The 1,543-nt window shown below is 37.4% G+C and carries 1 protein-coding gene; it reads right to left on the bottom strand.

Annotation, left to right across the window (positions count from 1 at the left end):
* Window positions 1-143: 143 nt before the first annotated feature.
* Complete coding sequence (locus M3182_RS25490) at window positions 144-1,283, bottom strand: IS110 family RNA-guided transposase (RefSeq protein WP_251437739.1); 1,140 nt, start codon at window positions 1,281-1,283, stop codon at window positions 144-146.
* Between the last annotated feature and the right edge of the window lie 260 nt (window positions 1,284-1,543).

The raw sequence follows: 1,543 nt of genomic DNA, 5'->3' as shown, positions 1-1,543 counted from the left end.
GCTCTTTTCTGTGAAAATAAATTAAGGGTTTAAACCCTATCTTTTTTGATAACAATGTTAATAATTGAATTTAGTCAATAGGAAACTAGGGCTACCGTATTTTACGGTCTCCTGTATAACTTCCTTATTGTATGTCTATAATGCTAATTTGCAGGTAGTTCGTGATAGGGTTCCTTGTTTAAAAGCATATGATAGACAATGGTAAGCATTCGATGTCCTATGGCAACGAGTGCTTTTTTCTTTCCCCTTCTTGCAGCCAGTGACCAAAACTTATTAGACAATCTTTTATTTCGACTTCGTGAAGCAGCCCAAGCAGCTTCACATAAAGCCGATTTTATGTGTGGATTTCCTTTGACCGTTCGTGTGCTTTTTCTTTTCCCAGCACTTTCGTGGTTTCCGGGTGACAAGCCTGCCCAGGAAGCTAGATGTTTAGAAGTAGGAAATTGCCCCATATCTACCCCTATTTCCGCTAGGATGACGGCTGCAGTATCTTTTTTAATCCCTGGCATAGTAATTAGAATTTGTAGTTCTTCCTGATACTTTATTAAGATCTCATCAATTTTTTTATCAATATCAGATATTAATTCTTCCAGATAGACGATGTGTTTCCAAGCTTGCTTAATAAGGAACAATTGATGCTCATTTAAAGTGCCAAATAATGAATCGGTTATTAGCTGTTTTTTATGAGCCATTCTTCCATGTATCTTTTTTTCAACATCTTCCTGATCAATATAACCATTAGACATTAATTGTTCTAAAAGTTTTCTACCCGAAACTCCAAAAATATCCGAGATAACCGTGCTTAATTTAATGTTTGAAGACTCCAATACCTTCTGTATTCGATTCTTCTCGGAAGTCATATGTCCAATCCACTTCTTCCTAAGGCGAGTTAAATCCCGTAAATTTCGAAAGTCTTCGGGTGGTACAAAACTCTTGTCTATCAAGCCGTGTCTTAATAATTTTGCAATCCACTCCGCATCCGAAACATCGGTTTTCCTACCTGGAACATTCTTAATTCTTTGGGCATTAGCCAAAGTAATGTCAAAGAAGTCCTCTAGAATATTGTATATTGGCTTCCAATAAATCCCTGTACTCTCCATAGCAATGTGGGTAATTTCTTTTTCCTCCAGCCACTTTAGAAGCCGAAATAAATCCTTCGTTAAAGTAGGGAAAGTCTCAATTTCTTTTACCATGTTTGACTCGGTATCACCCACTAATATACAGGCTACGATTGTTTCTGAATGAACATCTAAACCTGCACACCGTTTGTATAATGTTTCCATTTCACTCTTCCTTCATAAAGTATTCCACAAACAGTGGAATGAATTTGAAATTAAACACTTTTCTGCTCGTAGTCATCTCCCAGAAATGAGAGAGCTAACAATGGGGTGAGCACCAAATTCATTCCAACAGTTTTCTCAACAGGGTCTAACCCACCATTAAGAGCCACGTAATATACTCACTGTTTGTAGTCTCTACATTATGGGGAAGGAAACTTATTTTCATTCCTGGGGTGAGAGCGAGAGATCATGATTGTTTTCTC

Origin of the sequence: Mesobacillus maritimus (assembly GCF_023715205.1) — a bacterium.
In the GTDB taxonomy this organism is placed as follows: domain Bacteria; phylum Bacillota; class Bacilli; order Bacillales; family Cytobacillaceae; genus Mesobacillus_B; species Mesobacillus_B maritimus_C.
The sequence above is the reverse complement of the archived record's forward strand: the minus strand, read 5'-3'. Positions and strand labels throughout refer to the sequence as shown.